This is a genomic window from Streptomyces sp. DSM 120436 (genome assembly GCF_055778765.1).
In genome coordinates, this window is record NZ_JBSKBS010000001.1 from 3,676,856 (window position 1) to 3,696,784 (window position 19,929).

A 19,929-nucleotide genomic window follows, 5' to 3' on the forward strand; every position below is an offset into this window, starting at 1 on the left:
GACACGGTGAAGGGCTTCCGGGCTTCATCGACCGAGCGCCCGGTCCCCGAGTCGGCCTCACAGTGATCCTGTCCCTCTGTGACCCATGTCACAGGTGGTTCCTGTCAGTGATCGGGGCGCTGTTCCGCTCAAGTCACCGAGAGGAAGCGAACAGACAGGAGCAGCACATGAAGCACCGCATCGTCGTCCTCGGCGCCGGCTATGCCGGGGCCTACGCGGCCGGGATCCTGGCCCGCCGGCTGTCCCCGGCGGGCGCCGAGATCACCGTGGTCAACGCTGTGCCGGATTTCGTCGAGCGGATGCGGATGCACCAGTTGGCGGCCGGCCACCGGGTCGAGCCCCGGAAGCTCGCCGACGTCTTCGCGGGCACCGGGATCCGGCTGTGCCTGGCCCGGGTCACCGCCGTCGATCCCGAGCACCAGGTCGTCGCCGTGGCCGACGCCGACGGCGGCGGCGAACTCGGTTACGACACGCTTTTCTACGCACTCGGCAGCCACGTCGCCGACCATGGCGTCCCCGGCGTGGCCGAGCACGCCTTCGACGTCGCCGGCCGACCCTCCGCGCTGCGCCTGCGCGAACGCCTGGACAGCCTGGGCAGGCAGGGCGCAGGCGGGAGTGTGCTGGTCGTCGGTGACGGGCTGACCGGCATCGAGACCGCCACCGAGCTCGCCGAAGCCCGGCCCGGCCTGTCGGTGACGCTGATCGCCCGAGGTGAACCGGGCGCTCGGCTTTCCGCCGGAGCCCGCGGTCACCTGCGCCGGGCTTGCGGCCGGCTGGGCATCACCGTCCTGGAGCACACCAGCGTCGAAGCCGTCGAAGCGACGCGGGTGCTGTGTGCCGACGGCACCGCCCTGGCATCCGACGCAACCGTGTGGACGGCTGGGTTCGAGGTCCACCCCATCGCCGCCGTGAGCGGCCTTGAGGTCGCCGAGAACGGTCAGATCGTCGTAGACCGCACCATGCGGTCGGTCTCGCACCCGAACGTCTACGCCGCCGGCGACGCCGTCCGTGCCATCGGTGACAACGGCCGGCCGATGCCGATGTCCTGCGGCTCGGCCGGCCACACCGGCCGGCAGGCGGTCGAAGCGATCGTGGGACGCCTGACCGGCGGCAAGGTCCCCCACACCAAGCTCGTCCACGTGTTCAACCACATCAGCCTCGGGCGGCGGGACGGAATACTGCAGATGGTCGACGATGAAGGGCAGGCGAAGCCGGGGTATGCGGGCGGCCGGAAGGCCGCGCGGATCAAGAGTGCCATCATCAAGGGGTCGCTGTGGGGCACCGCGCACCCCACCTTCGGCCTGCCCAAGCGCAGGCACCGTCTGACTGCCGCGCCTGACGGGTCCGCCGAGAAGGCGGCGGCGTAGCCGCCCGGGGTGGTCCGCGTGGACAGCACCGCCACCGATCGCTTCGACGTCAGTCGGTTCGAGGCCAGCCGGAACCGGCTGGCCTCGCTGGCCTACCGTCTCCTCGGCTCGGCCGCCGACGCCGAAGACTCCGTGCAGGACGCGTTCCTGCACTGGCAGGCCGCCGACCGGCGGCTGATCAGGGCGCCGGAGGCGTGGCTGACCAAGGTCGTCACCAACCTGTGCCTGGACCGGCTCCGCGCGGCACAGGCCCGCCGCGAACGCAGCGTCGGCGCCTGGCTGCCCGAACCGCTCCTCGACGGTGACCCGATGCTCGGCCCCGCCGATACGTTTGAGCAGCGCGAATCGGTCTCCCTCGCCGTGCTGACGCTCATGGAGCGCCTGTCACCCCTCGAGCGGGCCGTCTACGTTCTGCGTGAAGCGTTCTCCTACAGCCACGCCGAGACCGCCGAGATCCTCGACATCACCGAGTCCGCCAGCCAGCAGCACCTCCACCGGGCCCGGCACCGCATCACTGCCGCACGCCGCCGCGGCGGGGAGGTCGACCCGGCATCCGCGCGCCGGATCGTCGAGGAGTTCCTCACCGCCGCCGCCTCGGGCCGCACCGAACGGCTGGTGGCACTGCTCACCGACGACGCGACCGCGATCTCCGACGGCGCAGGCCTGACCGAGAAGCTGCTGCGGTTCGACACCCCGCAGCGCATTGCCGCCATCGCCCGGACCGGCTTCAAACCCACAACCGCGAAACGGCGCTTCGCCGACGGCACTATGACCGCCCACTACGCGCTCGTCAACGGCGCCCCCGCTGTCCTCTTCGTCGTCGGCAGCCCAGTCGTCGGCGCCGTGACGTTCGACATCGCCCACGGCAAGATCGCAACCGTGCGCGGCATCGCCGCCCCCACCCGCCTCATCCGCCTCACCGAGGCCTGGCGGCAGCACGCACCGGACACGCCTCCCGTCGCCCAGTGGTAACGCGCCTGCGTTTCACCGGACGCCCCGCCCCCCCACGCCCGGCCGCACCCGAGCGGGAGGCACCCCGAGCCCGCCGCACCGGGGACCCCGGTGTCCTGAGCGCCGCGAGGGCGCTCGCCGTCAGGCCCGGGCCGCCGCCACCTCCGCGCGGAGCTGCGGCAGCATGTCGTGGTAGACGCCCGGGCACTGCGTCGAGCCGTAGTCCTTGTGGCCGAAGATCTGCGTGGACGCGATGCCGTACCGGTCGCAGGCGTACGCGCACAGGGTCACCAGGACCTCCCACTGCGCCTCGGGCGGCTGTGCGCCCGCGTGGTACGCGCCCTCGCAGGCGATGCCGATGGCCGCGCTGTTCTGTCCGGAGGTGTGGGCGCCGAGCACGAAGGTCCGCCCGCCGGTGAGCGCCGTGAGGCTGCCGGTCCGGCCCTCGGTGATCCAGCCGCCGCGGCTGACCAGGAAGTTGTAGCCGGTGTCCACCCACCCGTTGCCGTCCATGTGCAGGTCCTGCACCCAGTGGGCGTGCGCGTGCGCCTGGGCGCGGGAGTGGTCGGCGGAGTTGTCGGACACGGTGTGGTGGACCACGATCCGGCTGGGCCGGTACTGCAGGACGCTGATGGTCCCTCGCGGGGCCCGGGCGCCCCAGACCTTGGTGCCGTCTATGTCCGGCTGCACGGCGGCGTGGCCGCGCGCGTGCGCGACACCGGGCACGGCGCCGGCGGCGAGTCCGGCCGCGCCGGCGATCAGGAGGCGGCGCCGGAAGAGGTTCCTGGGATGCACGATCACTCCTCGGGAGAGGGCGGGTGGGGGAGCGGAGAGGGGCCGGCGTCCGAGGACGGCCGGCCCCTCCGCGTGGCCGCGCGCGTGCGGACCCGTCAGTCCGTCACGTGTTGTTGGCGAGGGCCAGGAGCCGGTCGCGGGACCCGTTGAACTGGTTGCGGTCCACGTTGCCCGAGATGCCGGAGACCGACCCGGTCGAGGTGTACTGCCACACCGTCCAGGTGGGGAAGCCGACGGGGATGGTCGGTGACGCGGCGGAGGTCCAGTGCGCCACCCACAGCGGGCTCTTGGCCGACATGCCGGTCCAGTTGCCGGTGCAGGTGTTCCACCAGCTCGCCGTCGTGTAGATGACGACGTCCCGGCTCGTGCGCGCCTTGTACGTGGTGTAGAAGTCGTTGATCCACGTGCGCATCTGCGTGGTGGACAGGCCGTAGCACATCGCCCCGTACGGGTTGTGCTCGATGTCCAGCACGCCGGGCAGCGTGAGGTTGTCGCGCGACCAGGCGCCGCCGTTGCTCGCGAAGTAGGCGGCCTGGGTGGCCCCGCTGGAGGTGTTGGGGAGCGCGAAGTGGTAGGCCCCGCGGATCACGCCGGCGCCGTGCGCGGCGGGGTAGTTGGTGTTGAAGCGCGGGTCCTTGTAGGTGGTGCCCTCGGTCGCCTTCATCCAGGCGAACTGGATGCCCGCGTTGCGCACGGAGGTCCAGTTGATGCTTCCCTGCCAGTTCGAGACGTCGATGCCCTGCACGCCGTCGGTGGGCGCCAGCAGCCCTCGCGACGGTTCCTCGGCGGCGGGGACGCCCTCGTGGATGCGGGCGCCGACCCCCATGTACGCCTGGCCGGGCTTGACGGTGAGGGGCTGCGGGTCGGGCTGGGGCGCGGCGTTCGCGCCGACGGCGGACGTGGCCGTGAGCGCCAGTGCGGCGCCGAGGACGCCGAGCGCGGTGGCCGTGCGTCTGCCGAGGCGGGAGAGGTGGGGGAGTACCTGCATGGAGCTTGCCTCCTGGCACATGTGGGGATGAGAAGGAGGTGACGTCGGCCGCTGCCACCTGGGCAGTTCCGTGTTTCTTCGTACTTCTTGACGTGCGCGCGTCATTAGTTACGCACGTAGATTCACAGCGTGTAAAGAGTCTCCCTGCTTCTCTGGTGGTCTGGTCCACTGTAGGAGCGGACTGCCAGGAAAGTTGGGAGCCGAACGGAGGAAACTTTCATCGGATGAAAACAGGAACCGGGTTCCGGTGACCCGGAACCCGGTGGGTGGAGCGTCTTCCGCCGGCCTGCCGGCCTGGTGACCCGTCGGCCCTACAGCCCCAAGGCGGCCGGATCCCCCGCCAGTTCATGGAAGACGTCCTGAGGGTTCGCCACCAGCTTGCGCCGCTCCAGGTCCAGCAGACCGCCCACGGCCGTGATCTCGGCCGCCACCGTGCCGTCCGTCCTGGTGACGGTCTGCTCGATGGTGAAGGTCTTGCCGCCGCCCCAGTGGAAGACGCAGCTCACGTCCACCTCGTCACCGGCGAGCAGCTCCCGCCGGTAGCGGACGGTGGTCTCCAGGGCGACCGGCCCCACGCCGTGCGACTGCAAGCGCGCCTGGGTGATCCCGGCCGCCTGGAGCAGCATCCAGCGCGCGTGCTCCGCGTAGTTCAGGTACACGGCCTGGTTGAGGTGGCCCTGCACGTCGGTCTCGTAACCGCGCACGGTCACGCGGACGGAATACGGCTCGCTCACTGCGTCCCCTTCACGCCTGTCCGGATCGTCGCGACCCACAGATCTTGGCACGGCTCTCAGACGCGGCGCGGAGAGGCCAGGAGGTAGCGCCTCCGCGTCCTGGGCTCCGTGTACTCACCGGCCTGCCAGCCGGCCCCCTCCAGCGTCTCCGCACAGGCCCGCAACGCGGTGGCGTCCGGCGCGTACACGGCGACGGCCTCCGGCTGCGGGGTGTCCCGCACCCGGTAACCGCCCTCGCCGTCCGCCCCGGCCGGCCGGTGCCCGGCCGCCTCCAGCGCGAGCGCGGCGGCCTGCACGAGGTGCGTGCGCTCCCAGCCGCAGGGGCGGTCGGTCGACCCGTCGGAACGGGTCATGCGGCGCAGTTCGAGCATGCCCTGCCAGGCGCTGCGGACCTCCCGCGCGCGGGCGGGCCCTTCGGCCGGGGGTGCGGCCTCGCCGCCGACGCGGGCGGCGAAGACACCCGCGGTGGCGGCGGGCGCCTGGGCCTCGGCCTGCGGCTCGGCCGGCTCGTCCTGTGCCTCGCGTACCCGGTGTCCGGCGGGGGTGAGGAAGTGGTCGTGCGGCGGTCGAGGGTGCCGGAAGGCGAGTCCGCGCTTCACCAGCGCGGTGAGCTGGGCCTCGGTCCCCTTGAGACGCCCGGTCCCGGGATCGGCGGCCTCGATCAGCCGGCGCTGGGCGGCGGTGGGCGGTCGGGTCATCGGCGTCCGGAGGCGTAGGGGAGGAAGACGGCCCAGGGGGAGGGGGCGAAGGTGAGGCGGGGGCCGCCCATGTGTTTGGAGTCGCGGACGTGGATGGTGTCCGGGGTGGCGGCGACCTCCACACAGGCGGGACCGTCGTCCGTGCTGTAGCTGCTCTTGAACCAGGTCAGTTCCGTGCGGGACTGCGCAGTCATGTCTCTCCCAGGATCTTCTCGATGAAAGCCAGTGACTCACGTGGCGGAAGGGCCTGTGCCCGGATGACTCCGTACCGCAGCTCCAGGATCTGAATCTCCTTCCTCTCCGAGATCAGTCGGCTGCTCCGCTGGACCTCGTTGTGCGCCACTGTGCTGCCCTCCTTGAGCCGCAGCAGATGGAACGGTCCACCGAGTCCGGCATTGTCCTCACGGTCCAGAGGAAGGACTTGGATCTCCACATTCCGCCTCTGCCCCACGTCCAACAGCCGTTCGAGCTGTCGGCGCAGCACCATTGTGCCCCCGACCCGTCGCCTCAGCGCCGCCTCATCATGCACGAAGCTGAACGAGGCACCGGGCGGCGTGCCGTCGACGATGCGCTGCCTGGCCAGGCGGGCGGCGACCAGTCGGTCCACCTCGTCCTCGGAGAAGGCCGGCCGCCGGGAGCAGAACACTGCCCGCAGGTACTCCTCCGTCTGCAGCAGGCCGTTGACGACGGAGTTGTCGTAGGCGCAGATCTCGACGGCCTCCGCCTCCAACTTGGCCAGATCCCGCACCTTCTTCGGGAAGCGGGCCTTCTCCACGTCGCTCCTGAGGGCGCTGATGAAGCCGTCGGCCTCAAGAACGCGGTCGACCGCGTCGAGGAACCCCTCCACCGGCGCCCGGCGTCCCCGCTCGACGGAGGAGACCTGCTCCTCGCTGTAGCCGATCTGCGCGCCGAGGCCGGCCTGGGTCAGTCCCGCCCGCTCACGGCACATCTTGATGACGCGGCCGACGGTCCGCAGGACGGCCGCCGACTCCTCGTCCGCCCCGTAAGGTTCCACGCTCATGTCCCCCCACCTCCGTGGGATCAACTCACGGAGGGCGCGGGATGTCACGCGTCGCGACCCGGACAGGCCCGGACAGTTTCCGTACGGCGCGGCCGGGTCCGGCCGCCGGGACTGTTCACGGCGGAGCCGGACGGACACGCTGAGTGACATGGATGCCGAGACCGACCCGGTGGACGAACGCACCGGCCCCGCCCGCCGCTTCCGCATCCGCCTGCCGGCCACGGCCAGGGGCGTGCGGCTGGCCCGGCGCCTCGCGGCGGAGCGACTGGCGGCGTGGGGCTGGCCGTACGACTGCGAGGGCAACCGGACGGCGTCCCTGCTGGTGGCCGAGCTGACGACGAACGCCGTGCGGCACGGGCGGGTGCCGGGCCGTGACGTCGTCCTGCGTCTGACCCTGTACGTGGAGGACGCCACGCTCCGTATCGAGGTGACGGACGCCCGCCCGGACCGCAGCCCCCCGCTCCCCGGCACCCTCGCCCCCGCCGGCCCCGACGAGGAATCGGGCCGGGGCCTCCTCCTGGTCGAGGCCCTGTCCACCCACTGGGGCACGACCGTCGGAGACCCGTACGGCAAGAGGGTGTGGTGCGAAGTCCCTCTGGGGTGACGGGGCCGGCCCCCACAGGGTCACGTGGTGGACAGGGCGTCGGCCTCCGGAGCCTCGTCCGGCAGCGTGAGCACACCCCCGACATGGCTGGCGCGACGGGGCAGTTGACTCAGCAGGGTGATGCGGTCGAGCAGCTCGTAGCCCTCGGCGAGCGCCATCGTCTCCCCACCGTAGGACTCGAGGTTCAACACCACCGCCCGCACCGTTTCGGCCTCTTCCACGAGCATCGGTATCCCGGCGTGGCCGAGAGCACGGGCGGCGCCGGCGCGCTCCGACAGCGTCAGCATCAGCCAGTGGCCGCTGGCCTGGTCGATGACGCCCAGGTCCCTTTCCCTGGCGCACCGCGCCAGTTGGGTGCGCGCGTGGCTCGTGATGCGTTCGAGTGCCTGCAGGTCCTCGAGGGTGACGGCGAAGGCCGGTCCCTGTGCCGGCGCGGTCTCGACGGCGGCGCGGGTGCAGCGGCGGAACATAGGCATGCGATGGAAACCCCTCCCCAGTGGCCTCTACCCCTCTGCTCCGAAGCCGCGATCGGAAACCTGTGATCGTGCAGTTCATGTACCGCTGGGGGAAAGGGAGTTGCCGTCGAGCGTCGGCCTGGGCGCGGGTGAGTGGGTTCGCCGCGACGGAGGCCCGTGACGAGCCGTGCCCACCGGAGGCGTCGGGCTCCCCGGTGGTTTCGGCGGAACCGGGGCGGACGCCGCCGTGGCGCACGCCGTCCTCAGGGGCGCCGGCGGGACCGCGGCGGGACCTTGCCCCACGGCAGGAGGCCCCCGCCGGCGGCGGGGGCCTCGCGATGCGGCTCGGAGGGACGGCCGGTGCCGTCACGTCAGGACAGCGGCGGCTGCCCCCACTGGAAGTAGCCCCAGCCGCTCACGACGGCGATCAGCCACAGCAGCAGCACCGGGGAGACCCGGAGTTCCAGGTACCGGCCCGCCTTGACGTTCAGCCCCGACCGGTCGAGCCGGAAGTCCCAGGCGGGCGTCTGCTCCACGGAGCCGTCGCACACCCCGCACCCGCCGGCGCCCTTCCCGGCCCGCTTCTTCGCGGTCATGTCGCACACCGTCCTTTCGTCGCGTCCCATCCGCACGGTACAACTCTACCTAGGTAGATGACAACCTAGGTAGGTCTGACGCAGACTCCGGTGCCGCATGTTCCGGTAAGTGCAACATAAGTCGTGAACAAGGTAGGTAGAGTTGTGGGTATGAGTGGATTCCGAATGACCAAGCAGACCGAGCTGGTCCTCAGGGAGCTGCTCCGGAACCCGACGCGAGCCCACTACGGGCTGGCAATCGGTCAGGCGGTGGGACTGCAGAGCGGGACCATCCAGCCCATCCTGGCCAGGCTCGAACGAGCGGGGATACTGGAGAGCTTCTGGGAGGACCCTGACGAACACGCCGCCAGCACCCCGCCCCGACCGCGACGCCGCTACTACCGGTTCACCACGGACGGCGCGGAGCAGGCCCGCGTGACCATGGCCATGGCCCTGGCCAAGAGAAAGAGGCCGACGAAGCCCCGCACGGCCTCCGCTCCCCTTCCGGACTGATCGGACTGCACAGTGATGGTCACCGCTCTCGCCGCCGCAGTTCTGTTCGTCTCGGCGGCCCTGCTCCTGTTCCTGGCCCTGCTTCTGGCGGGGCGCGGCAGGAGGTCGACAGCGCAAGCGATCACACTGCTCCCCGGGCCGTTGCACGCACCCCTGGGCCGGGTGGGCAGGTGGCTCGTCTCCCTGTGGGGAGCCGGGCGCAAGGAGGGCCGACGGGAGAAGGGGGCCGCGGCCGCCCGCAGGGACAATCGGGTGGGCCTCCGGTTGCGCTTCATCGGCGCCCTCCTCCCCGCCGATGAGGAATGGCGCCGCGAGGAGATGATGAACCACCGCAACGAGCTGCGGAAGGACGGCGGCCGCCTGCCTCCCTTCCACTACCTGCTCACCCTCGTGGGAGTGTGCAGGATGCGCTGGGAAGCGTGGGCGCATCCCAGGCGGCGGATCGACTGAGGCCGGGCCGCGGCACGAAGGGAAGGCGGCCGTCAGGGCCCCCACGACCGTGGGGGCCCTTCGCGTTGCGGCATCCCCGAAATAATCATGCACATGTCATTCGGCTAACTCCTTTTGGCTAGAGGCATAATGGAACAAGCAGATAGACATAAGCGTTCCGTGCATGGCAGAAACGGTTCCGGGTACGCGCACGACGGAAGGAGCGGCGATGACATCCCTTGTTGACCCCAGCCTCAACAGGCGAAAGCTGCGTATCGCGCTGCGCAGGGCCCGGGAGGGCGCCGGCCTCACGCAGCGGGAGGCCGCCGGGCGTCTTGATTGGTCCCTGTCAAAGTTGGTCCGGGTGGAGAACGGCACGGTGAGCGTCTCCGTGACCGACCTGCGCGCCCTGATCCAGATCTACGGCGTCACCGACCCCGAAGCGGTCGGGGAGCTGGAGGCCGCGGCCCGCGGGAGCAAGGGGCCCAGTTGGTGGTCGAGCTTCCACGACGTCGTCAACCCGCAGTTCGCCCAGTACCTGGGGTACGAGACCGCCGCCGTCAGCCTGACCACGTATCACCCGATCGTGGTGCCGGGTCATCTGCAGACCCGCGGCTACGCGGAGGCGCTCCTGCGCCCCCGCGTTCCCGACACCGACCGGCTCGCGCGCATCGTGGACCTCAGGATGAAGCGCCGGCAGCGGATGTTCGGGGGACAGGGCCCCCGGGAGACGCTGTTCGTCCTGGACGAGGCCGCCGTCCGGCGCCGGATCGGCGGCCCCGCGGTCATGGCGGGGCAGCTCCGGCAGCTGCTGGACCTCGCCGACCGGCCCGGCGTGACCGTCCGCGTCCTGCCCTTCGAGGCGGGCGCCCACTACAGCACCCTCGGCAGTTTCGTCCTGCTCGGCTTCACCGACGACGAGGACCTGTTGTACCTGGAGTACGCCACCGGCAGCATGACCGGGGGCGAGGACCCTGAGCTGCTCGGGCGCTACCACGAGTGTCTGGAGCAGATCTCGCACCTGGCCCTCGGAATCCCGGAGTCGCTCGATCTGATCCGCCGTGTCGAGCGGGATCTGGACAGGGGCTGACCGGTCCGAGGCCCGCGGAACCGACCGCCGGTGGCATGAGCAGGGGGAGGATCGAGGTGACGAGGGCAGTATGGCGGCGTCTGCGGGAACGGATGCTCGTTTCCGGAGGGAGGCAGGACCGTACGGGCTCAGCCGACGAGGAGTCCGCAGAGGAGGCCGGAGGATCGGACCAAGCGGAGGGCCCCGCACGCATGCCCCTCACCTCCATATCCCCGGAACCCGAAGAATTCCCGGAGTCCGAGGAATCCCCGGAGCTCGATGAGCGGATCGTGGGCTGCTTCGCCGTGCTCGTCCTGCTCTTCCTGGCGAGCGCGGCGGTCGTCGTGGCCGCGTTCGTCTACGGGTACTGGCACGTCTCGTGGAAGACGGCCGTCTGGGTCGTGGGCAGCGTCCTGCTCTCCGTCCTTGCCACCGCAGCCGCCTGGCGGGCCGGCAAGGCGTGGCAACGCCGGAGGAACGGCGCTACCGGGGCGACCCCGCCCGTGGAACGTACGAAAGACGATCAGAACTCGGTGGGGAAGCCGTGACGGAGTGACGTCCGCACCACAGACCCGCGCTCACCGAGACGGCGAGGAGCACCCCCACCCAGAGGACCCGCTTCGCCAGTGCGCTCTCCACCAGGAGGGACGCGGCGGCCGCGGTGCTCGTGGCGACCGCTCCGACGGCAAGCAGGAGAACCGCGGGGGTCGCGACGCCGACGGAGCGCGACCGGTTTCTCCCCCCGGGGCGCTGCGCTGCAGACTTCTCGATGTCCATAACAGCCACACACTTCCTGCCGTCCGCCCGTAAAGGTGTCATGTGTTCCCTGGTTCTTCCCGTACCACAGCACGAAGGAAATCTGTCCAGGCCAGGGCGGTGAAACGCAGCACGACCGCGGCGGGTTGCTTCGAGTCGCGTGCGAGGACACCCCCCGCGAGCACGGCCACCTCCACGCACTCCGCCTCGTTGCCGCAGACACTGCTTCTGCGCCATAAGGGTCGCCCCTCATGAACCACCGCAGTCTCCCCCCGATTCCCCGAGCCGCCCAGAACGGTGCCCGTCGAGCGTAGTGGCCGGTGGTGCATCACCGCAGGCGAGTGACGAAATCCCTGGTTGTAGCTTTGCCTGCAGTGCCCGGCCGACCACGAAGAGCCACCTCGAATTCAGGTTAGGGCAAGCTCAGTTAGGCATGCCATAGGGGAACCGGCCCCTTCGGGGTACGCCCGCGCTCCGTGGCGGCTTCCCGCGCCGTCCGTCGCCCCTTCCCGCTCCGGACGGACAGGGATCCGCACCGTCACCTCCCCCGACGGTGCCTGTTCGCTCCGGCCGAGCCACTCCCGCGGGTACGGATGACCGGAGCCGGGCTCGCCGGGCATGGCGACCGGGCCCCGGCGCAGCAGGCCGGCGTCGGTGACCTCGGGGCGTCCTTCGATGGTGACGGTGACGGCGGTGACGGGCTTGTCCCGGCGGCCTTTTCCACCGGTGGAAGCCGTGCTGGGTCCCGTCGAGGTGCACCTCACCGACTGTGAGACCACCGCCGAAGACGTCGTTGACGACCAGGGCCGTGATGGCACAGTGCCCCCAGGCCGGGTCGCCGGGCTGCCAGCCGGCCTGGTCAGCGGGCGAACAGGCGTCGGCGGCCCGACCGGCACGCAGGGCCCTGTCGAGATCGAGCAGGCTCCAGGGGATCATGCCGCCGGTGTCACAGCCACCACTGACATCGACAGTGGTGGGCGGGTTCCGGTGGTCGTGGCTCCGCCACTGACCGACGTCCTGCCGGACTGTCTTCCGGTTGTTCCGTCCAACGCGGTCGCAACGGTCCCCTCGGTCCCCGGGAGTAGGTCCCGCGCCCCAGGCGCGGTGCGGCATCGCCGCCTAAGGTCGAACTTCATGGAACCCACGGAGGCCGCTCGTCGCGGTACGGCGGAGCGCGTGCGCGACGTGATCGAGCGGCTCGGCACCGAGCGGGACGTGTGGCTGTCGACGGCTCACCCTGATCACGGGCCGCACCAGGTGCCGTTGTGGTTCCTGTGGGACGGGCGGGCGGTGTGGATGTGCACCGGCGCCACGTCCGTGACCGTGCGGAACGTCCGCACGGAGCCGCGTGTGCGTCTGGCGCTGCCGGACACCTTCGACGTGGTGCTCCTCCAGGGCGAGGCGGAGTGCTTCCCCGACCGCGAGGTGCCCGACGACGCGGCGGAGGCGTTCGCCGCCAGGTTCGGATGGGATCCGCGCGCGGAGGAGGAGCCCTACCTGTACGTACGCGTGGTTCCGAGGACCGTGCGGGCGTGGCGTGGCGTGCCGGAGCTGAGCGGAAGAGTCGTCATGCGCGACGGAACGTGGCTGGAGTGACCCCCTGGACGGCGGTTCCGCCCCGACGGCCCGCTCGTCGGGTTTCCACCGCTTTCAGGGGATCCGCCCCCGTGCCGCCGGCCTCAGCCCTTACCGCACGGTGAAGCGCCCCGGCCCGTGCAGGCGGCCGATCTCGGTGAGCACGTGGTCCACGTGGAGACGCACCTGCGCGCGCAGTGGCTCGCTCCACCTCTCCTCCGCGTAGGAGGAGGTGAGATAGAGCTCCCTGGCGTGTGCGAGGACGGGGCGCTGTTCGGGCGGCAGCCGGGGGAGCGCCCAGTCGGCGGCGGCGTCCTTCGGCAGGATGCGGCCCGTGGCGAGCGTGGCCCAGACGCGGGCGAGGGTCAGCAGGACGTTCCGGGTGTCGCCGTCCAGGTCGTCGAGCAGGCCGGGGATGCCCGCCACGCTCGCCCGGATCAGGTCGGCGTGCGGGACCGGATCGAGGACCTGTGCCGGGGGCGGGCCGGTGAGGGGGCGGTCGCCGGCCAGCGTCATGGTGACCAGCAGGGCCAGGTCGGGCATCGCCTCCGGCCGGGGCATCTCCCCGGCCTCGTACGTCGCGCGCAGCCACTCGCCGTAGAGGAAGTCGCAGGTCGGCGGGTACCGCCACGGGCGTACCTCGGACTGCACGACGACAGTGAGCTCGACCGGGCGGACGCCGTCCCGCATGCCGGAGATCCGGAGCAGCCCGCTGAGCAGGAGCCGCCGCTCCTCCTCGGCCAGCCGGCGCCGTGAGACGACCAGCACGTCCACGTCACTGGCGGGCTTGAGCCCGCCGAGCACGGACGAGCCGTGCAGGTAGACCCCGAGGGCCTCCTGCCCCGACACCCGCTCGACGAGCTTCACGACTCCTCGTACCTGATCCACCGCACGAGTGTCTCCCGGCGACGGTCAGGTGCGGGAGAACGGCGCCCAGCGGGCGAGCCCGAAGCCGCTGCCCTCGCGGCGGATCTCGAAGGCGCCCCGGCCCGGCAGATGGGCGGGGAACACGAGGGCGTTGTGGTCGGCCGCGTAGGCGAACATCCGCGCGCGGCTGGCGCGGGCGCCCTCCTCGTCCTCCTCGAAGCAGCTGTTCAGGTGCGGCTCGTGGACCTGGATCGCGCCGTGGAGCAGGTCACCGGCGAAGAGCGCCCGGTCGCCCCCGGACTCCAGGTGGACGACCGACGAGCCGGGGGTGTGCCCGGGCGCCGGTGCGAGGCGGAGGCTGCCGTCGATGACGTAGGAGTCCTCCCAGGTCGTGACGAGTCCCGCGTCGATCACCGGCTGGACGCTGTCCTCGAACACGTTCTGGTTGCCCCGCCCGAACTGCGTGCGGTGCAGGTTGTCGGGATGCCAGTACGTCACCTCGGTCGCCGGCATCAGGTACGTCGCGTTCGGGAAGGTGGGCACCCAGTCGCGGCCGTCGAGGCGGGTGTTCCAGCCGACGTGGTCGTCGTGCAGGTGGGTGTTGACGACGAGGTCGACGTCCTCCGGGCGGACACCGGCGGCGGCGAGGTCGGCCAGGTAGTCCGTGTCCAGGTACGACCAGATCGGTTGCAGCGGACGGTACTTGCCGTTGCCCGCACCGGTGTCGATCACGATGACCCTGCCCTCGCTGCGCACCACCCAGGACTGGGTGGCGACGCGGGTCAGGTCGGTGCGGGGATCCCAGTGGTCCGGGTCGAGCAGGGCGGTGTGCCGCTGCCACTCCTCCGGCTTGCTGCCGGGGAAGAACACGTCGGTCGTCATCGGTGAGATGTCGGAGAACTCGATGACCCGGGTGATCTCGACGTCTCCCAGTTTCAGGGTGGTGATGGGCATGGGTCTCCCTCGTGCGGAGCGGGGCAGCGGAACGGCCTCCGCGGCAGGCCGTGCGACCGACTCTGGTCGCCCCGGCCCGGGGCGACCAGTCCCGCTCCTGCCTACCCCTGACAGGTGCAGGCTGCGGGCGTCGCCGCCGCGCATACTGGGCGCATGGACCGCAGATCACCGCTCGGCGCGTTCCTGACGGCGCGGCGGGCGCGGCTGAGCCCCGACGACGTCGGACTGCCCCGGTACGGGGAGCGGCGGCGCGTGCCCGGCCTGCGCCGGGAGGAGGTCGCGCTGCTCGCGGGGGTCAGCGCCGGCTACTACACGCGCCTGGAACAGGGGCAGCAGGTCAACGCCTCACCGGAAGTGCTCGACGCGCTCGCGACCGCCCTGCACCTGACGACGGCCGAACAGGACCACCTGCGCGTCCTGTCGACGAACGGCCACCGGACCCGCCCGGCCGCACCCGGTGCCGAGAAGGTCTCCGCGGACCTGCGCACACTGCTGACCACCATGGCCCACGTGCCCGCCCTCGTCGTCGGCCGCCGCAACGACGTCCTGGCCTGGAACCGCACCGGCCACGCCCTCCTCGCCGCCCACCTGGACTTCACCGCGCCCGACGACCCCGGCACCCGCCCCAACCTGTCCCGCCTGGTCTTCCTGGACGCCCCCACCCGCGCCCTCCACCGCGACTGGCAGGCGAAGGCCCGCGCGGTGGCCGGCAACCTGCGCATCCTCACGGCCCGCAACCCGGGAGACGCGCGCCTCGCCGCCCTGATCGCCGAACTGATCGCAAGAAGCCCGGAGTTCGTCGCGCTCTGGGACGCCCACACCGTCGCCCCCTGCGGCCGCGACGTCCACGCCCTCGCCCACCCGGCCGTCGGCGAACTGACCGTCACCCAGCAGACGTTCGGCGTTCCGACGGAGCCCCACCAGTCCCTGGTCACCTTCACGGCCGAGCCCGGCTCCCCCTCGGCCGCGGCCCTGACGGCCCTCCACCAGGAGGGAGACGGCACATGGCCGGACGAAATGCGTGGACGCGACGAGGACGCCCACGTACCGTGTGCCTCCACGCCCTGAGACGGACGGAAGGAGGCGAGTGCCGTGCGGTTCATACCTTTCCAGCGCTCCCTTCTCCACTGTCCCGGCGTGTCCGACGAGTTCTGACCGGGAGCGCTCACAGCAGCAGCACGCATCCCGGAGGAATCCATGACCGACCTGGTCATCCGCGCGCTCTCCGCGAGCGACGCCCACCTCTTCGACGTTCTCCCCGACCCGCTGGGCGCCCGTGAGGCCCACCGGCGCACCCGGTTCCGCCCCGACTGGAAGCGCGTCGCCCTGCGCGACGGCCAGGTCGTGGCGCGCGGCGCGTGGTGGGGCGGGCCCGACGACCCGGAGCCCGTCACCATCAACTGGTTCGACGTGGCCGAGGGCGAGGAGGAGGCGGGGGCCGCACTCCTGCGCTCCGCTCCCTGGCAGGTCGAACTCGAGATCAACCTGCCCGGTGGCTGGCGGGACGAGCCCGGTCTGCGCCCGGCCGCCGAGGCACGGTTCGCCGCCGCACGCGCCGCCGGACACGCCCTCCTGGTGGAACGCTTCCTGTACCGCTGGACCCCGGAGCGGGGCCTGCCCGAGCGGCCCGGACGCCTGCGCTTCAGCGCCGAACCCGACGACACCGTCTTCTTCGACGCCCTGCGCCGCATCCACTCCGTGACCCTGGACGCCCACGCGCTCAAGGCCGTGGGGGAGGGCGGCCTCGACCAGGCCGCCCGGGAGGAACTCGACTTCTTCCACTGGTGCCCCTCCCCACGCGAGTGGTGGCAGACCGCGTACACGCCGGAAGGCGACCTGGCAGGCATCCACATCCCGGCCCACAACCCCTCCGGACCGACCATCGGCTTCGTCGGAGTCGTCCCGGAGCAGCGGGGGCACGGCTACGCCTACGACCTGCTCGTGGAGTGCACCCGCTTCCTCGTCGAGCAGGGCGCGGAGTTCGTCGGCGCGGCCACGGACCGGGACAACGTCCCCATGGCCGCCGCCTTTGCCAGAGCCGGCTTCCCGGTCGTGCGCGAGCGCATCAACTTCCAGCCGGAGGCGGATCGAAAGGGCTGACCCTCGACCGTGAAAGGGTTCCGGGCGGCCCCCGCGCAGTGAGCGCGGGGGCCGCCCGGAGCGACGCCGAGGGCAAGGAGAGCGAAAGAGCTTGTTCAGAAAGGAGTTGAGAAGGAAGCCCTTTCATGGCCTTGCCGTGGGCAACGCTAGCACTCAGTCCGGGATCAGGTCGCGCAGGTTTTCGAGGGTGACGACCTGGGAGTCCGGGTGCAGCCCCTCGGGACGTTCGAGACCGATGTACGTCACGGGCTCGTCCGGGACCGGCCCGCCGTCCCACAGCTCCACGGCCGTGGCGCGGTCGGACATCAGACCGGTCAGGTACCGCACCGTCAGGTACTCGCGTTCCACGACGGCGCGCACCACCTTGGACACCGACACCTGGTTCTCCTCGACCCGGTTGGCCGAGGAGACGCCCCTCAGGTACAGGTGGAGCCACTTGGCGCGCCACCGCCCGTCGTCCTCCCGCCGGAACACCATCGGCAGGGCCACCCGGCCCGCGCCGCGCAGGTCCGACTTCGTCCGCACCGTGCGCGGCTCGAACGGCCGGCCCTTTTGCTCGCCGTCGCGCAGCATGAAACCGAAGAACGACTCCTCGGCCTCGTCGAAGCCCTCGCCGGCGTAGATGTTGACCTGCGGGACGATGAAGGCGCCGCGCACCCGGTCCAGGGACAGTTCGATGAACTCCGAGGCGCCCTCGGGCGCCTCGGTGACGTCTCCCGAGTGGACGCCCCCGACGGTCTTGAGCGCGGTGTAGGACAGCCAGGAGTCGGTGCTGTAGTCGGGGTGGAGGAGCAGCGCCGAGAGGTCGTAGTCGGTCCGTTCCCCGGTCTCCTTCCAGTACACGAAGAAGCGCAGCCGTTCCCCGCCGACCGCCGAGACCGAGCCCCGCGGCAGTACGCCGAGACCTGCCGCCGCCGCCCTGCCGCTGAGCGGAAGCGCCACGTCGAGGACGTCGGGGTCGAGCAGCAGCCGGCCCGGTGCCGGGAGCCGGCGGCGTACCTCGGCGTCGAGGGCGGCGACGAGGCGGTCGCGGTCGGCCGCGGGCACCGGCCGCCGGGCGTCGGGAGCGGCCCGTCCACGGCCCCGGCGGTTGACGAAGATCCGGGGTTCGCCGGTCTCCCGTTCCCGGTTCTGGAAGTGCTCACGGACCGACAGCACGACCCGGCCGGAGACCCGGGGCGCGACCCGCACCGCGGCGGCCACCACCGCGTCCCTCTCCTCCTGGCCGGAGGCGATGCGCAGCAGGAGGTCCAGGGTGCGGAACAGCTTGCCGGGGGCGGACCGGAGCAGCCGCACCGCACCGGGTACGTCGTACGCGTCGAGCAGTCCCTCGACGCGGCTGTCGAAGGACCGCACCTTCTTCTCCCCGCGGGCGACGGCGAACACCTCGGCCGCGTGCGGCCGGTGCGGGTACTCGTGCGGGTGGAGCCGCTCACCGAGCCGCTTGAAGGACTCGCGGTGCGCGTGCACGTCGGCCAGCTTGGCGGGGTTCGCCGCGACCACGGCGTCGAGGCCCGCGAGCAGGGCGCGGCGGACCGGCCGCGGGAGGGACCGGAACCGGGTCGGCTCCCGCAGGGTCACGTCGCCGCCCGACAGCGCGCAGGCCAGCCGCAGCACATCGGTGACGGTGTCGAGCAGGAGGTCCGCGCCGGCCAGGAGGCGTGCCTCGTTGACGACGGCCCGGTTCTCCCTGACCGGGATCGACTCCGGCTGCGGTCCGAGCGCGCACCGGCGGGCGAGGGTTCTGAGGTCGCTCAGGTGGTCCTCGCCCAGCGGCGTCGCGCTGCCCGCCAGGGCCAGGTACAGATCGGTGAGTTCGTCGTCCAGGTCCCGTCCGAGGTGCAGGACGGTCACCCGGTCGCCCGCCGAGGCGATCAGCTCGTCCTGTGCCGCGAGCAACTGCTCGTACGTGTGCTGGTAGCGGCCGTACGCAGGGAGGCTGAGCAGGTTCAGCGCCCCGTGCGCCAGCTGCGTCAGCACGCTCTCGCGCGACGCGTCGTCCTCGAGCGCCTGCGTCACGCACCGCATCCAGAACTCCTCGGTGTCCGGCACGTTCGCCGGGAAGCCGATGAAGTACGCGTTGTGCCGGACGTGGTCGCCCACCATGTCGCTCACCGCGGGCAGTGTCCGCCGGGCGGTGTGCACGACCGCGGCCTCGGACAGTCCGGACAACCGCTCCAGCAGCTCCGCCGAGAGCTTGAAGCCCACGGACATCAGCGCCGCGTCGAACTGCCGCGCGGCGGCGGCGCCTTCCCCGGCGGAGCCCTTGGGGGCGGGGATGCGGTGGGTGTGCCGGATGACCAGTGATGCGAGACCGTGCGCCATCCGGGGATGATCGCAGGGGTGTGCGAACCGGCGCACGGGAGTTTCCGTACGCACGCGAAACGCCCCGAGTTCGAGAAGGCACGGGAGGGAGGCAGGGGAGCGACGACCCGTTGCCCCTCCCAGACGCGTTGATGCGTGAGGCGCGGCGTGTACAACTGGTACCGCCCGGAGGACTTCCACACACCCGGCGACCGGAGAGGAACACCTGTGCACGATCTCGCGGACTCGGTCGAATCGATGGAACAGCTCGCCGCCGTCTGGCGGACCATGGTGCTCGACCGCGACCCGGACGCGGACGTCCGCGACCTTCCCGGGATCGCCGTCCGCTGGGCCGACTGCCGGTTCGCCTTCTGGAACTGCGTCACCCTGACCGGCGTCGGCACGGGCGCCGGTCTCCTGGAGCGGCGCTTGAAGGAGGCGGCGGAGATCATGCGGGCGAAGAGCCGTCCGGGGTTCCTGTGGGTCTTCGAGGACCTCCTCGACGACGAGGCGCGCGCGGCGCTGGGGACGGCGGCCGAGCGGGCCGGCCTCGCGTACGCCTTCCCCGGCACGGGCATGGCGGGAGACCTGCTGCCCCTCCCCGAACCGGACCACCCCGGCCTGACGTTCGTGCGCGTGACCACCGAGGAGCACCTTCAGGCCTACGCGGACATCAACTCACGCGCCTACGGCTTCCCGCTCGAGGACGGCCGCGACGGCCTCGCCCGCTCCACGCTGTGGAAGGACGGAGTGCACGCCTACCTCGGCGTACGCGACGGCACGCCCGTGGCCTGCGCCGCCACGGTGGAGGCGCGGGGGCGCCTCTTCGTCCTGCTCGTCGCCACCGATCCGCAGTGGCAGCGCCGGGGCTACGGGGAGGCGGTGACGCGCAAGGCCCTGTACGAGGGCGCCCGCGCCACGGGAGCGACCCGCGCCACCCTGCACGCGACCGCCGCCGGCGCGCCCGTGTACCCCCGCATCGGCTTCCGCCCGAACTCCCCGATGCGCTTCTACGCCTTGGCGCCCTGATCCGGCGGGCTCACCACGGTCCCTGGTGCACGGCCTCCGACCGCTGGACGGCGTCCGCCGACCGAGCAGGACCGCCGTGGAGGCTGACGCAAGCCCTCGGCGCCCGGGCGAGCAGCGCCGCCCCGGTGTCCGAGGCCGCCAGGAG

Annotated in this window: 24 protein-coding genes; 11 read left to right on the forward strand and 13 right to left on the reverse strand. The window is 71.6% G+C overall.

Annotation, left to right across the window (positions count from 1 at the left end; all coding sequences use genetic code 11):
* Positions 1 to 167: 167 nt before the first annotated feature.
* Positions 168 to 1,367: an NAD(P)/FAD-dependent oxidoreductase gene (locus ACWH4W_RS16410; protein ID WP_473077517.1), complete on the forward strand. Its 1,200-nt coding sequence runs from the start codon at positions 168 to 170 to the stop codon at positions 1,365 to 1,367.
* Between the two features lie 18 nt (positions 1,368 to 1,385).
* Positions 1,386 to 2,339, forward strand: a complete 954-nt coding sequence (locus tag ACWH4W_RS16415) for a sigma-70 family RNA polymerase sigma factor (protein ID WP_473076468.1) — start codon at positions 1,386 to 1,388, stop codon at positions 2,337 to 2,339.
* 120 nt (positions 2,340 to 2,459) lie between these two features.
* Here the strand turns inward: ACWH4W_RS16415 and ACWH4W_RS16420 are convergent, their stop codons facing one another.
* From ACWH4W_RS16420 to ACWH4W_RS16445, 6 genes are all read right to left on the reverse strand, one after another.
* On the reverse strand, positions 2,460 to 3,113 hold the full coding sequence (locus ACWH4W_RS16420; protein ID WP_473076469.1) for a peptidoglycan recognition protein family protein: 654 nt from the start codon (positions 3,111 to 3,113) through the stop codon (positions 2,460 to 2,462).
* 103 nt (positions 3,114 to 3,216) lie between these two features.
* Complete coding sequence (locus ACWH4W_RS16425; RefSeq protein WP_473076470.1) at positions 3,217 to 4,101, reverse strand: lysozyme; 885 nt, start codon at positions 4,099 to 4,101, stop codon at positions 3,217 to 3,219.
* A 311-nt stretch (positions 4,102 to 4,412) separates the two neighbouring features.
* Positions 4,413 to 4,835 (reverse strand): acyl-CoA thioesterase, encoded by a 423-nt coding sequence (locus ACWH4W_RS16430; RefSeq protein ID WP_473076471.1) that lies wholly within the window; start codon positions 4,833 to 4,835, stop codon positions 4,413 to 4,415.
* Between the two features lie 56 nt (positions 4,836 to 4,891).
* A complete protein-coding gene (locus ACWH4W_RS16435) occupies positions 4,892 to 5,533 on the reverse strand; it encodes a hypothetical protein (RefSeq protein ID WP_473076472.1) in 642 nt (213 codons plus the stop codon).
* Positions 5,530 to 5,727 carry a DUF397 domain-containing protein gene (locus tag ACWH4W_RS16440; RefSeq protein WP_473076473.1) on the reverse strand — a complete coding sequence of 66 codons (198 nt, stop codon included), beginning with the start codon at positions 5,725 to 5,727 and terminating at the stop codon, positions 5,530 to 5,532. The genes ACWH4W_RS16435 and ACWH4W_RS16440 overlap by 4 nt, the downstream gene beginning before the upstream one ends.
* Positions 5,724 to 6,554, reverse strand: coding sequence for a helix-turn-helix domain-containing protein (locus ACWH4W_RS16445; RefSeq protein ID WP_473076474.1), 831 nt, complete (start codon positions 6,552 to 6,554; stop codon positions 5,724 to 5,726). Before ACWH4W_RS16445 ends, ACWH4W_RS16440 begins: the two co-directional genes overlap by 4 nt.
* Positions 6,555 to 6,702: 148 nt before the next feature.
* Here ACWH4W_RS16445 and ACWH4W_RS16450 point away from each other — a divergent pair, with 148 nt between their 5' ends.
* Entirely contained in the window at positions 6,703 to 7,158 is a 456-nt protein-coding gene (locus ACWH4W_RS16450; RefSeq protein ID WP_473076475.1) for an ATP-binding protein, read from the forward strand.
* A 20-nt stretch (positions 7,159 to 7,178) separates the two neighbouring features.
* Here the strand turns inward: ACWH4W_RS16450 and ACWH4W_RS16455 are convergent, their stop codons facing one another.
* On the reverse strand, positions 7,179 to 7,634 hold the full coding sequence (locus tag ACWH4W_RS16455) for a hypothetical protein (RefSeq protein ID WP_473076476.1): 456 nt from the start codon (positions 7,632 to 7,634) through the stop codon (positions 7,179 to 7,181).
* 350 nt (positions 7,635 to 7,984) lie between these two features.
* Positions 7,985 to 8,209: a hypothetical protein gene (locus tag ACWH4W_RS16460; protein WP_473076477.1), complete on the reverse strand. Its 225-nt coding sequence runs from the start codon at positions 8,207 to 8,209 to the stop codon at positions 7,985 to 7,987.
* A 150-nt stretch (positions 8,210 to 8,359) separates the two neighbouring features.
* On the opposite strand from ACWH4W_RS16460, the gene ACWH4W_RS16465 reads away from it, so the two are divergent.
* From ACWH4W_RS16465 to ACWH4W_RS16480, 4 genes are all read left to right on the forward strand, one after another.
* On the forward strand, positions 8,360 to 8,701 hold the full coding sequence (locus tag ACWH4W_RS16465) for a helix-turn-helix transcriptional regulator (protein ID WP_473076478.1): 342 nt from the start codon (positions 8,360 to 8,362) through the stop codon (positions 8,699 to 8,701).
* Between the two features lie 15 nt (positions 8,702 to 8,716).
* On the forward strand, positions 8,717 to 9,151 hold the full coding sequence (locus ACWH4W_RS16470) for a hypothetical protein (RefSeq protein ID WP_473076479.1): 435 nt from the start codon (positions 8,717 to 8,719) through the stop codon (positions 9,149 to 9,151).
* A gap of 208 nt (positions 9,152 to 9,359) precedes the next feature.
* Positions 9,360 to 10,220 (forward strand): helix-turn-helix domain-containing protein, encoded by an 861-nt coding sequence (locus tag ACWH4W_RS16475; protein ID WP_473076480.1) that lies wholly within the window; start codon positions 9,360 to 9,362, stop codon positions 10,218 to 10,220.
* 191 nt (positions 10,221 to 10,411) lie between these two features.
* On the forward strand, positions 10,412 to 10,747 hold the full coding sequence (locus ACWH4W_RS16480) for a hypothetical protein (RefSeq protein ID WP_473076481.1): 336 nt from the start codon (positions 10,412 to 10,414) through the stop codon (positions 10,745 to 10,747).
* 267 nt (positions 10,748 to 11,014) lie between these two features.
* Here ACWH4W_RS16480 and ACWH4W_RS16485 read toward each other — a convergent pair whose 3' ends face one another.
* On the reverse strand, positions 11,015 to 11,284 hold the full coding sequence (locus ACWH4W_RS16485; protein ID WP_473076482.1) for a DUF397 domain-containing protein: 270 nt from the start codon (positions 11,282 to 11,284) through the stop codon (positions 11,015 to 11,017).
* 94 nt (positions 11,285 to 11,378) lie between these two features.
* Positions 11,379 to 12,068: a YunG family protein gene (locus ACWH4W_RS16490; protein ID WP_473076483.1), complete on the reverse strand. Its 690-nt coding sequence runs from the start codon at positions 12,066 to 12,068 to the stop codon at positions 11,379 to 11,381.
* Positions 12,069 to 12,089: 21 nt separating this feature from the next.
* Here ACWH4W_RS16490 and ACWH4W_RS16495 point away from each other — a divergent pair, with 21 nt between their 5' ends.
* The gene (locus ACWH4W_RS16495; protein ID WP_473076484.1) at positions 12,090 to 12,551 is read left to right on the forward strand and encodes a pyridoxamine 5'-phosphate oxidase family protein; all 462 of its coding nucleotides are present in this window, start codon (positions 12,090 to 12,092) and stop codon (positions 12,549 to 12,551) included.
* 90 nt (positions 12,552 to 12,641) lie between these two features.
* Here ACWH4W_RS16495 and ACWH4W_RS16500 read toward each other — a convergent pair whose 3' ends face one another.
* Positions 12,642 to 13,418: an aminoglycoside adenylyltransferase family protein gene (locus ACWH4W_RS16500; protein ID WP_473076485.1), complete on the reverse strand. Its 777-nt coding sequence runs from the start codon at positions 13,416 to 13,418 to the stop codon at positions 12,642 to 12,644.
* Positions 13,419 to 13,442: 24 nt separating this feature from the next.
* Positions 13,443 to 14,351 carry an MBL fold metallo-hydrolase gene (locus ACWH4W_RS16505; protein ID WP_473076486.1) on the reverse strand — a complete coding sequence of 303 codons (909 nt, stop codon included), beginning with the start codon at positions 14,349 to 14,351 and terminating at the stop codon, positions 13,443 to 13,445.
* Between the two features lie 153 nt (positions 14,352 to 14,504).
* On the opposite strand from ACWH4W_RS16505, the gene ACWH4W_RS16510 reads away from it, so the two are divergent.
* Positions 14,505 to 15,419, forward strand: coding sequence for a helix-turn-helix domain-containing protein (locus tag ACWH4W_RS16510; RefSeq protein WP_473076487.1), 915 nt, complete (start codon positions 14,505 to 14,507; stop codon positions 15,417 to 15,419).
* A gap of 129 nt (positions 15,420 to 15,548) precedes the next feature.
* Complete coding sequence (locus tag ACWH4W_RS16515) at positions 15,549 to 16,451, forward strand: GNAT family N-acetyltransferase (RefSeq protein WP_473076488.1); 903 nt, start codon at positions 15,549 to 15,551, stop codon at positions 16,449 to 16,451.
* Between the two features lie 153 nt (positions 16,452 to 16,604).
* On the opposite strand, the gene ACWH4W_RS16520 is transcribed toward ACWH4W_RS16515, so the two are convergent.
* Positions 16,605 to 18,776, reverse strand: a complete 2,172-nt coding sequence (locus ACWH4W_RS16520; RefSeq protein ID WP_473076489.1) for a TerD family protein — start codon at positions 18,774 to 18,776, stop codon at positions 16,605 to 16,607.
* 207 nt (positions 18,777 to 18,983) lie between these two features.
* Between ACWH4W_RS16520 and ACWH4W_RS16525 the strand changes: the two genes are divergently transcribed.
* Complete coding sequence (locus ACWH4W_RS16525; protein ID WP_473076490.1) at positions 18,984 to 19,784, forward strand: GNAT family N-acetyltransferase; 801 nt, start codon at positions 18,984 to 18,986, stop codon at positions 19,782 to 19,784.
* Positions 19,785 to 19,929: the final 145 nt, after the last annotated feature.

What these genes read in the sequence shown, in the direction of transcription:
- ACWH4W_RS16460 (WP_473076477.1), bottom strand. Translation starts at nt 8,209, where the DNA reads ATGACCGCGAAGAAGCGGGCCGGGAAGGGCGCCGGCGGGTGCGGGGTG.
- ACWH4W_RS16485 (WP_473076482.1), bottom strand. Translation starts at nt 11,284, where the DNA reads ATGCACCACCGGCCACTACGCTCGACGGGCACCGTTCTGGGCGGCTCG.
- ACWH4W_RS16425 (WP_473076470.1), bottom strand. Translation starts at nt 4,101, where the DNA reads ATGCAGGTACTCCCCCACCTCTCCCGCCTCGGCAGACGCACGGCCACC.
- ACWH4W_RS16435 (WP_473076472.1), bottom strand. Translation starts at nt 5,533, where the DNA reads ATGACCCGACCGCCCACCGCCGCCCAGCGCCGGCTGATCGAGGCCGCC.
- ACWH4W_RS16520 (WP_473076489.1), bottom strand. Translation starts at nt 18,776, where the DNA reads ATGGCGCACGGTCTCGCATCACTGGTCATCCGGCACACCCACCGCATC.
- ACWH4W_RS16455 (WP_473076476.1), bottom strand. Translation starts at nt 7,634, where the DNA reads ATGCCTATGTTCCGCCGCTGCACCCGCGCCGCCGTCGAGACCGCGCCG.
- ACWH4W_RS16445 (WP_473076474.1), bottom strand. Translation starts at nt 6,554, where the DNA reads ATGAGCGTGGAACCTTACGGGGCGGACGAGGAGTCGGCGGCCGTCCTG.
- ACWH4W_RS16510 (WP_473076487.1), top strand. Translation starts at nt 14,505, where the DNA reads ATGGACCGCAGATCACCGCTCGGCGCGTTCCTGACGGCGCGGCGGGCG.
- ACWH4W_RS16515 (WP_473076488.1), top strand. Translation starts at nt 15,549, where the DNA reads ATGACCGACCTGGTCATCCGCGCGCTCTCCGCGAGCGACGCCCACCTC.
- ACWH4W_RS16465 (WP_473076478.1), top strand. Translation starts at nt 8,360, where the DNA reads ATGAGTGGATTCCGAATGACCAAGCAGACCGAGCTGGTCCTCAGGGAG.
- ACWH4W_RS16475 (WP_473076480.1), top strand. Translation starts at nt 9,360, where the DNA reads ATGACATCCCTTGTTGACCCCAGCCTCAACAGGCGAAAGCTGCGTATC.
- ACWH4W_RS16480 (WP_473076481.1), top strand. Translation starts at nt 10,412, where the DNA reads ATGCCCCTCACCTCCATATCCCCGGAACCCGAAGAATTCCCGGAGTCC.
- ACWH4W_RS16495 (WP_473076484.1), top strand. Translation starts at nt 12,090, where the DNA reads ATGGAACCCACGGAGGCCGCTCGTCGCGGTACGGCGGAGCGCGTGCGC.
- ACWH4W_RS16505 (WP_473076486.1), bottom strand. Translation starts at nt 14,351, where the DNA reads ATGCCCATCACCACCCTGAAACTGGGAGACGTCGAGATCACCCGGGTC.
- ACWH4W_RS16440 (WP_473076473.1), bottom strand. Translation starts at nt 5,727, where the DNA reads ATGACTGCGCAGTCCCGCACGGAACTGACCTGGTTCAAGAGCAGCTAC.
- ACWH4W_RS16490 (WP_473076483.1), bottom strand. Translation starts at nt 12,068, where the DNA reads ATGCCGCACCGCGCCTGGGGCGCGGGACCTACTCCCGGGGACCGAGGG.
- ACWH4W_RS16450 (WP_473076475.1), top strand. Translation starts at nt 6,703, where the DNA reads ATGGATGCCGAGACCGACCCGGTGGACGAACGCACCGGCCCCGCCCGC.
- ACWH4W_RS16470 (WP_473076479.1), top strand. Translation starts at nt 8,717, where the DNA reads ATGGTCACCGCTCTCGCCGCCGCAGTTCTGTTCGTCTCGGCGGCCCTG.
- ACWH4W_RS16410 (WP_473077517.1), top strand. Translation starts at nt 168, where the DNA reads ATGAAGCACCGCATCGTCGTCCTCGGCGCCGGCTATGCCGGGGCCTAC.